Annotated in this window: 6 protein-coding genes and 1 pseudogene; 1 reads left to right on the forward strand and 6 read right to left on the reverse strand. The window is 32.9% G+C overall.

Annotated features, from left to right (window positions below):
* Positions 1 to 50: 50 nt before the first annotated feature.
* Positions 51 to 1,307, forward strand: coding sequence for a serine--tRNA ligase (gene serS, locus OF376_RS02780; RefSeq protein WP_263821999.1), 1,257 nt, complete (start codon positions 51 to 53; stop codon positions 1,305 to 1,307).
* A 140-nt stretch (positions 1,308 to 1,447) separates the two neighbouring features.
* Here the strand turns inward: serS and OF376_RS02785 are convergent, their stop codons facing one another.
* The 6 genes and pseudogenes from OF376_RS02785 to OF376_RS02810 form a co-directional block, all read right to left on the reverse strand.
* Positions 1,448 to 3,085, reverse strand: coding sequence for a Vmc-like lipoprotein signal peptide domain-containing protein (locus OF376_RS02785; protein WP_263822000.1), 1,638 nt, complete (start codon positions 3,083 to 3,085; stop codon positions 1,448 to 1,450).
* Positions 3,086 to 3,214: 129 nt separating this feature from the next.
* On the reverse strand, positions 3,215 to 4,135 hold the full coding sequence (locus OF376_RS02790; protein ID WP_263822001.1) for a coiled-coil domain-containing protein: 921 nt from the start codon (positions 4,133 to 4,135) through the stop codon (positions 3,215 to 3,217).
* 13 nt (positions 4,136 to 4,148) lie between these two features.
* Positions 4,149 to 6,197, reverse strand: coding sequence for an iron ABC transporter substrate-binding protein (locus tag OF376_RS02795; RefSeq protein WP_263822002.1), 2,049 nt, complete (start codon positions 6,195 to 6,197; stop codon positions 4,149 to 4,151).
* A gap of 172 nt (positions 6,198 to 6,369) precedes the next feature.
* Positions 6,370 to 7,401: a 30S ribosomal protein S2 gene (rpsB, locus tag OF376_RS02800; protein WP_263822003.1), complete on the reverse strand. Its 1,032-nt coding sequence runs from the start codon at positions 7,399 to 7,401 to the stop codon at positions 6,370 to 6,372.
* 128 nt (positions 7,402 to 7,529) lie between these two features.
* The gene (locus tag OF376_RS02805; RefSeq protein WP_263822004.1) at positions 7,530 to 8,843 is read right to left on the reverse strand and encodes an IdeS/Mac family cysteine endopeptidase; all 1,314 of its coding nucleotides are present in this window, start codon (positions 8,841 to 8,843) and stop codon (positions 7,530 to 7,532) included.
* Positions 8,844 to 9,138: 295 nt separating this feature from the next.
* Positions 9,139 to 9,856: pseudogene (locus OF376_RS02810) on the reverse strand (hypothetical protein); the annotation flags it as partial.

The raw sequence follows: 9,856 nt of genomic DNA on the forward strand, positions 1-9,856 counted from the left end.
ACACACGTCTTCTTTTGTCTTATAATCAATATATTAAGCAAGGAGCATATATGTTAGATATTAATTTAATCCGTACGAATAACCAATATGTGAAAGACAAACTACAACATCGTAATTTTAATGTTGAAATCATTGATCAAATTTTAGAATTAGATGAACAAATTCGTAATTTAATTTTACGTAGTGAAAAACTACAAGCCAAAAAAAACCAAGATAGTAAATTAGTGGGCTCACTTGTTAAAACTGATCCAATTAAACACCAAGCCTTGATTAAAGAATTAAGTGTTTGCAAGGAAGAAATCGCTGCTTTAACTGATGAATTAAATCAATTAAAAACAACTTTTAATGATTTAATGAATACTGTCCCTAATTTATTTGATGACTCTGTACCAATTGGGGCTGATGAAAATGATAACTTAGAAGTTAAGCGTTGATCAACACCACGTGTGTTTGATTTCACGCCTCTAGCACACTGGGATTTAGCTGTTAACAACCAATTGATTGATTTTAATAAAGCCACAAAAATCACTGGTTCACGATTCATTATTTATACAAATAAAGGTGCGAAGCTATATAGAGCCTTACAAATGTTTTGTTTAGACCATAACATTGCGAATGGTTATACAGAAATTGCATGTCCAGTTATTGTTAACCAACAATCACTATATGCAACAGGGCAATTGCCTAAATTTAAAGAAGACTTATTTGCTTTAGATAACTCTGATTATTATCTATCACCAACGGCCGAAGTCCAATTAACTAATTTATTGCGTAACGAAATTGTCATGCAAAGTGAATTACCATATTATTTCACAGGATTAACTGCTTGTTTCCGTAGTGAAGCGGGTTCAGCAGGCAAAGATGTTCGTGGGGTGATTCGTCAACACCAATTTATGAAGGTGGAAACAGTTAAAATTGTTGAACCACAAAATAGTATGCAAGAACTAGAGGATTTAGTTAAGAATGCTGAATCTATCCTTGAAGCCTTAAAACTTCCATACCGTCGTTTATTATTGTGTAGTGGAGATATGGGCTTTAGTAGTGCTAAAACTTATGATTTAGAAGTTTGACTGCCATCATACAATGCTTATAAAGAAATTTCTAGTTGCTCAAACTGTTTAGATTTCCAAGCACGACGAGCAAAAATTCGTTATAAGGCCAAAGTTGAAGACCAGGCTAATTATGTACACACATTGAATGGATCAGCTTTAGCAATTGATCGTTTATGAGCTGCTGTAGTTGAGAACTACCAAACAGCTGACGGGGAAATTGAAATTCCCGAAGCTTTAAAACCTTATTACATTTAAATAAAACAACCTACGGGTTGTTTTTTTATTGCTATTATGGAATGAAAGTGTAATAAAGTTTAAAAAGGATTTTTAATCAAATCAAAGACAAACAAAAAAACAACCCGGAGGTTGTTTTTTCTTAACTAATGTGTAGATAATTATTTTTTATTTGCTTTTCAAGCAGCGTATTGGTCATAACCAAGGAAAACACCTGCTTGTGTATCTTTTTCGTTTTCTGGGTATAATCGGTCGATTGAACGGAAACGACGAGATGTGAAAGCGAAGCTTGAGAAGATTGGATCATTCTTAGCATCGATTTGTTTACTTCAGTTGTTTTTGTTGATTAAACTATTTGGAGTAACAAAAGTCACGTAACCAGAACCGATTGTGTTAATGTTTAATTTATAGAAATCAGTTTCGTATGTATTTGTAATCCCCTTAATATGTGCTGTTTCAGGGAATGATGCTTTATCACCAATGACTTTGATGTTTTTTAATCAATCACCACAGATACGTTTTAAGTGTTCAATACTTGAAGCAATACCACGGTCTGATGTTGAAATTTCTAGTGTTGAGATGTAGTCGGGACGTAATCCTAATGAAATTGCTTGGTCTAGAACGTGGAATGAAGAAGCGTAGAAGTAAATATCTGTTTTATCTTTACGGTGACGTTTGTATGGGTCACGACCTTCTTTAAAGACTTTTTTACCATCTGCTGTAGTAGTTAAATCATCTTCAGTGAATAATGGTGTTGGGTTAGTGTAAACTTTGAATTGTTCTTTTTTCTTTAAAGCTTCAAGTTCGTCCTTTGGCATACCGAATCATTCAGAGTATTTTTGTAATAATCAGTGCATTCCTGTTAAACCATAACTAGCGCTTCAAGCTTCGTTTCCAGAGAAAACAATATTTTTTTCAGGATTGTCCTTAACGAAACGACGTAATGCTAAGTTTTCATTAGCAACTAATTGTTCTTGGTAAGTTTGACCGTTTGGTCCCTTGAATTTAGGATTAGCACTTACACCCCGGTCATTGTAAATGAAGACAACACGGTCGAATGATTTTTCGAATGAATCAATTAAACCATTTAATGTTTTAACCTTTGTTTCAGCGGTTGTTGAACCATATACATTTGTTCCACCAATACTTCATTGATTATCGATTAGTTCTAAAATACTGTTGTTCATCGGGATAGGGAATTTCATTCCTAAACCTGGTTGTTTTTCATAATCAGGTGAAGAGAATAAGATTGGTAAATCAAGTGGTTGGTACATGTAGATTTGGTTCATGTTATTAACGTCTAAAGTAGCAGCTCCAACACGTGAGAAGACACCAACGGTTGCATTATTTTCACGCATTTTCTTTCAGAATGGTGAAGCAGCATACATACGAATATCATGCTTCATTGCAGCGATTTGCTTTTCTACTTCTAAGACAAACGTTGGTTCATGTTCACCTTTTTCAATTAATGGCTTGAATGTTGAAGATTTACTTAAATCAATTGCTGAGTCTAAGTCTTTTGCAAAGTTACGGATTTGTTCAAACGGTGAGTTTCAATAAACAGTTCATAATTTTTCTGTTGAAACGTGACCAGTAGAATAATCGGTTTGGTCACCGCTTAATTTTAAGATGTTATCAAGTCTTTCTAATTGTTCTTGCGTTAATTTGGCAGAGTCATTAGTTGTATTATCACTTTTAGGATTTTTACAACTTGTAGCTACGGCAGTAACAGAACCAACGATAGCTAAAAGACCTAAAGAAGAAAATAATATTTTTTTGTTAAGTTTAACTTTTTTCATAGATTTTTCCTTTTTTTTAAAATGTTTTATTAAACCGCGTTTATTTTATCATGAAAAGAAAAAAATATGTTTGAAAGGGCACCCAGCAAAACAAGGAAAATAAAAAAAGCAAGAGATATCTTGCTTTTTTTATTTAACTTTAACAATGATAGGGTCTTTAAATTGGATAGTTCACTGGTTATAAATGTTTTCGTGGTGAGTATGTTGGAAAGAAATAGCTGTAATTCTAATTTCTTGTTTATTTGTCAAGTAAGCTAAATCATTAATTTTAAATTCCATTGAATTTAAGAATTGATCTTTACCCACTTCCACAATTTTTTCAGCTGATGTAGATGCACCAACACCGTCAATTCTTAATTGTACTTTGTTCACATCAAATTTAGAAATTGCATATAAAACATCATTAATTTTTAAACTATTGAATTGACCAGTTGTTTTATCAATGAAAGCTTCATTATTATCAAAATTGACAACTTGGATATCGCCTTTTTTGTTTTGCATTAAACGAATTTCATGGCTGTCTAATGGGTGACTATGGTCGTGCCCGAAATTGTTAGTATCGCTTAAAACTAATCAATCAAAACACATCAATTTGTTTTCGTCATTTTTTTGTAAAACAACGCCATTAATCACTTGGTTATCTATGCGTACAGATGTTGAATATGGAGCACCTGGATCATTGAAACGAGGGTCTGCCATTAAGTTTAAAGCAGTTTTAGCTTCTTTATATTCAGCTTCTTTTAAATCTTTTGTCAATGAAGCCAGGTATGCTTCTATTTGTTGTTTTAGTGCTTGTTTAACTTGCTCATCACTAGCTTCGCTATATTGTTTTTTCAAAGCCTCGATTTCGCTATTGATTTGCGCGATTTCAGCTTCTGTTTTATTCATTTGTCCTTGCATTTGTTTAACTAGAGCTGATAAGCTTTTGTTGGCTTGGTTTAGAAAGTCATCGGTTTGTTTACAAGCAAAAGCTGCTAAGGGTAAAGTTAAAACAGGCAAAGCTGCTAGACCTAAATAAGTTAAAATTTTAGTTTTTGTTTTGAATTTCATATTGTCTCCTTTTTTATTTATTTTGAACGAATTGATCTCAATAATCGCCCCATTGATAAGCATCATTGATAGCGGTTTTATATTGTGCTTTTAAATCATCAGAAACTAGATTTAAAAGGTTTTCTAAGGTCGCATCAAGGATTTGGTTATAACCGATTGGTGAGCGAATCCCTTCGGTTCATAAGGTGTAATCTTCGATAAACACATTTTTAGACAAGATTTTGGGATCTTGTACGGTTTTCTCTTGCACAGCATTGGTTAGCATGGCATTAATATAAGTGTTTGTTGTATGGTTGGCAAATAAACTTTTTTTGTTTTTTGAAAGATTAAAGATGACATCAAAATTGTTATTAAATTTAGAAAAATTACCAGCTTCTAAACTATCTGTTCCTAGATTTCACCATCAACCATGATCATCCATATTTAAAATCGAGTTGGTAATCGATTCTTTAGCTTTTTTTACTGCCTCACTACCATCATCATATAAACAGTGCATATCTCCGTTATCGTGGATATGACACCCTTTAGGGATTTTATTGGCTACTGGCTGCAATAAAGCTTGATAGGCATTCCCTTTTAGGTGTGGTTGAGGTCCTCTAAAACCTAAATCGTAATATAAAAATCCGTATTTAGAAATAGTTTGCAAAGTACTAGTACCATTTCGTTCGAAAGTAGTTAATAAGCCGATAGCTAAGGACTTATCATTATTAAATTTGTAACTAGTTGGATCATAGCGAGGATCAACTAATCCTAATTTTTGAAACAAAAGACGCATTTTTGCTAATCGAGCATATAAATTTCCGGCAATGTGATTTGCATTATTCAAGGCATTCTTCATTAAGTTTAAACGCTCGGGATCATTAGCAAATAACTTGGCAGCCTCGGGAGAATGAGCATAAGCCACAGTTCAATAAGCGATATCGTATAAATACAACATAGATTCGCGCATTGATCCTAAGTAAATTTGGGCCCCACCATCTAAACGCAAGTTTTGTTCATAAACGGGGTGGTGATGTAAAATTGAACGGACTCGTTCATCATCATCGCCATTTCATGCGCATAATGGTAAAGGGTCATTAAGATTGTAACTACATAAATCAGGACGGTAATTTAATTGTTTAACACCAGCATTTTTTTCTTTTTCAGAAAGGACGAGGTTATTGATTAAATAGTAAATTTTAGAATTAAGCGAGTTTTGATTGTGCCAGTCACTAGATGGAGCAAAGATAGGCACAGCATTTTGATTAATAACGATTTTATTATCGGCTGTTTTTTCATAACCAATGATAAACTTAGCAAAGTTAGAATTCCAAAAATCAAAACCTAAATTAGCATAGTCATGCAAATAACGTTCGTTAATTTGTTGGGCATGGTGAGCATAATTGTATAAAGGATATAACTCCCCTTTTTGTTCGTTCTGATATTGCAAACCCAATTTTAAATTTTGGCGTAGCTGTGTGTTGGGTTGACTATTGAAATTATTTATTTGTTCAGGAGAAAGAGTTAAAAACAAATCTCGGCTGGCTTTAAAATCAGTTGGATAGGCGTGGGAGTTTTTGGTAATTGGTCCACCTTGCAACTCCAACGTTTTAGCGCCTGGTTGGAAATGCGAACTATCAAATAAATAACGTTCATATAAAACCATTGAACCTTTATTGAAGTATCAATATTCTTCAGAACGTCCCTCGTTATAAGCGTTACCACTAAAACTAAATCAAGAGGGATCATAATTTTGAATTTGGTTTTCTAAACTAGCTAATTTAGAAGTTAGTTGTTGAGCGAATACAGGCTTGTTTTTAATATATGGTTGGAAGGTTTGTGGTTGCAAAGCATTCATGTAATCAAAGGGTGATTTTTTCTTTCAAAACAATTGTGTAGGATAAAAATCAGGAGCAATTCCTAAAGTTAAAAGATTATCAGCTTGTGATACATAAGTCGGAAAGATTTTATATAGTTTTGCCTGCTGTTTGCAGGATGTAGCAGCGACACTAACAGTCGCAGCTAAAACGCCTAAGGCAGACAATCCTGTGATAATTTTTCATTTCTTTGATAATTGCTTCATATGCAGCATACTCACCTCTGTATTCTAATGATATATAATATAATTTTAAAAATATCAGAATTCATTTTTATTTGATTGTTTTTGCGAAAAAACTCAAATAATATACACATTCAAACAAAAAACCTTCTTGTATGAAAACAAAAAGGTTTTTGAAAAAATGTGATTGATTAAATTATTTAGCTTGAGCGTTAATAACAGTTGCTGGTTTAACAGATTCGTCTGTTGAATTAGCTTCAGCTGTATTTCTGTTTGGACGGAAATTATTACGTGGGTTGTAGTGACGAACGTAGTTACGGTTGAACATTCCACGGTTTTTGTTCTTGTTGTTTGAACGAGTTTCTGGAAGAATAATTTCTTCATCTTTACGGTTAACAACCTTAGTAGGTTCATTTCTGATTTCCGCAATTGCATCACCTAAGACTCCTAGAATTAAAGCGATTGATTTAATTGCATAGTTATTAATTGGGATAATGTAATCGATTAAACTTGGATCAGCATTTGTATTAGCTAACGCGATAACTGGAATTTTTAATTTACGAGCTTCACGTACGGCATTGATGTCATTAACTGGGTCTACGACAACAATAACGTCAGGTAATGAACGCATGTTTTTAATTCCACCGTAGAATTTAGCTAATTTGTCAGTTTCTTTTTGAATTTCTAATTGTTCTTTTTTAGTGTATTTGTTGATGTCATCACTTTCAATTCGAGCTAAATTACGGTTGTATTTACGAATTGAATTGTTGATGTTACTAAAGTTTGTTAAAGTTCCACCTAATCAACGTTGTGTTACAAAGTAAGAATCTGTTCTTTCAGCTTCAGCTTGAACGATATCTTTAACAACTTTTCCACGTGTTCCTACGAACATTGCTTTTCCACCGTTAGAAACGATTTCTTGTAAGAATTTATAAGCACGGTCTAGGAATACAATCGTTTTTAAAACGTCAATAACGTGATTTTTAGAACGTTTAACGTGAATGTAACCTTGCATTTTTGGGTTTCATTTACGTGGGTGTAACCCGATATGAGCACCAGCTTCAGTTAATTTATCAACTGAAACCAATTGTTTTAAGTTTTTTATAGTTGAATTTGCGTTGACTTTCGACTGAATAGCATCAGCAGGTGTAGTAGGTTTTTTCTCTACTTTCGCATTTTCAGTTGAAGTTTCTTCAACCGATTCAACTTTGTTAGTCAAATTTTCCATTTGGAAGCACCTTTCGTGTATTAATTAATAATTTGTTATTATTACAATAACTTTTTAATTATACAATAAAACGTTTTCAAAAACAATCTAAAAAGATTTTTTTATAAGATAAACAAAAATTATTTTAATTAATTATTTTCAAAAAAAGTTTTTCAATATTCTTTTCCATCACTGATTGAATAAAGGTTTCAGATATTAACGCCTTTACCGTCTTCAATAAAACCACTAAGTCTGGCTGAACCTGTTGAATAATCGACTCTAAGTCTAGTTATACCTACTCTCTCTGGTTCTTTTTCAGGAGATAAACGCATGGTATCTGACTTGTTATCAGAATCTGAGATATAAAGAGCTAAGATATTGCCATTATCATCAAAATCAGCTCCTCAAATAGTAACAATATGACCTTTCGTTTTAGAACCAAAAGAGACAGCTAGTGCGCGACCTTCTTTTAATCAATTGGTGACTGTTTCAGAAAAATGTTCTAAGGAGCCGGGACTAGCAACATCAGTGAGCCTATGCGCTTTAAAGACATCCTTAAAGAAACCACGCGAGGCTGCAGGAGAGTATTCACTTTCATTATTGGGAGTCATATAACTACTGTATTTATAACCATTTATAAACATATCAATTAATTTATCAGGTCATAAGGCACGATTGGCAAACATACCATTAAAATAGTCAAAAATCCGACTACGGTCATAATAATGATTTTCATCTTGATAATTAACATTAATTGATTCAAGTTTTTTCTCAATATTACCAGCCTTAATTATTGCTTTGTCTGGATATTGTGCCACGTATTTTTGAATATATTCTTGGTTTCTGTCTAATCATCAATGTAATCAGTTAGTAGCAACAATGGCCGAACATAGAGATCAATCGCCATTTATAAGGCGCTTATTGATATCATATCAACCCTCATTGTGTGCATTTCTTAAGGGGTATTCATACACTTCTAATTCTGGATCGTTAACTTTTCTAAAATCACTTAAATTTAAATTAACACCAGCGACCCATATTGTTTGGGCAACTTTTGCTTTTAATGAAGGAATAATTTTAGTTGTATCAATGGTTGGTTTTTGGGTTTCTGGCGCTTTGTGATGTTCATCATTTTCTTCATTCGTTTGTTCATTTTGGGGTTCAACACTAGTCGCGTTGTTGTTAATCAAAACAAGATCACTATCGGGTTTTTTGGTGATTTGCTCCTTTTTTTCAGGAGTTTGTGTATTGGTGTTTGATTCATCTTGTATATCGTTATTATGAGAATCAGGGTGCTTTGATTGTTCTTCACCTTGCTTATCTGCGGGTGTTTGTTCTTGATTTGGATGAGATTCTTGATTGCCCATCTCATTTTCATTTTTACTTGTTACATGAGTACAAGAAACAAGTGGTAATGGTAACAATAAGGACAGTGTTAATAAATAAATTTTGATATTTTTCATAATTTATAATTGTATCACAATGAGAAAACATCGGTTGAGAACAGCTTTTCAAGATCTTTTAATCATTAATGGATAAGTCTTTAGCAAAGTTTATTAGGACCACATTTGAAGAAGTCGGCTTTATCAGCAAACCTTTTTTAATACTTGAGCAAAAATACTAGTAGTGCAATAAACAATTTTACGGGACAAAAAACCAACCACTTGGCAATGTGTTTTTGTACATTGTGTTGTGGTTGATTTTTAAGGTTACCAAAAAATCTGTTATTTTGTTAAAAAATATTAACTAAATAATGTTTTATTTTTTATTTTTTCAAGCAACGTATTCGTCGTAACCTTCAAACACTCCGGTAGGTTGATTTTTTTCATCTTTTGGATAAACTCTATCGATTTCACGGAATCGACGTGATGTAAAGGCAATACTTGATAATAAATCTTTGTATTCTTCCCCTCAGTTTTGTGAATTTAAGATGTTCCCTGTTTTAGATCATCCAGAGAATCCAGCACCTAAAGTGTTAATGTTTAAACCATAGAAGAATTTAAGGTGTGTATTTGAAAGGTCACGAATTTTATCTGAACCTGGTACACTTGATGTTCCAATGGTTGGAATTCCATTAATGAAATCAGCACCATATAATTCTTTTAGATATTCAATACTTGATAATTTACCTTTATCAGACGTCGAAATAGTTAGAACTGAGAAGTAGTTAGGGTAAATACCAAGTGATAATGTTTGGTCTAATACGTGGAATGAAGAAGCGTAGTAGTTGATATCTGTGCCATCAGGTCGGTGTTTTTTATAAGGACTCTTGCCTTCTTTGAAGACTTTTTTACCATTTACTACTTCTAAATCAGTTTCAGCAAATAGTTTAAGTGGGCTTTTATTAATTTTGAATTTTTCTTTAGCTTTTAAACCATCTAATTCATCTTTTGGCATCCCGAATAATTCAGAATATTTTTGTAGTAATCAGTGAGTACCAGCGATTCCATAAGTTGAACTTCATCCATCATTACCC

Origin of the sequence: Ureaplasma miroungigenitalium (assembly GCF_025780085.1) — a bacterium.
In the GTDB taxonomy this organism is placed as follows: domain Bacteria; phylum Bacillota_I; class Bacilli_A; order Mycoplasmatales; family Mycoplasmoidaceae; genus Ureaplasma; species Ureaplasma miroungigenitalium.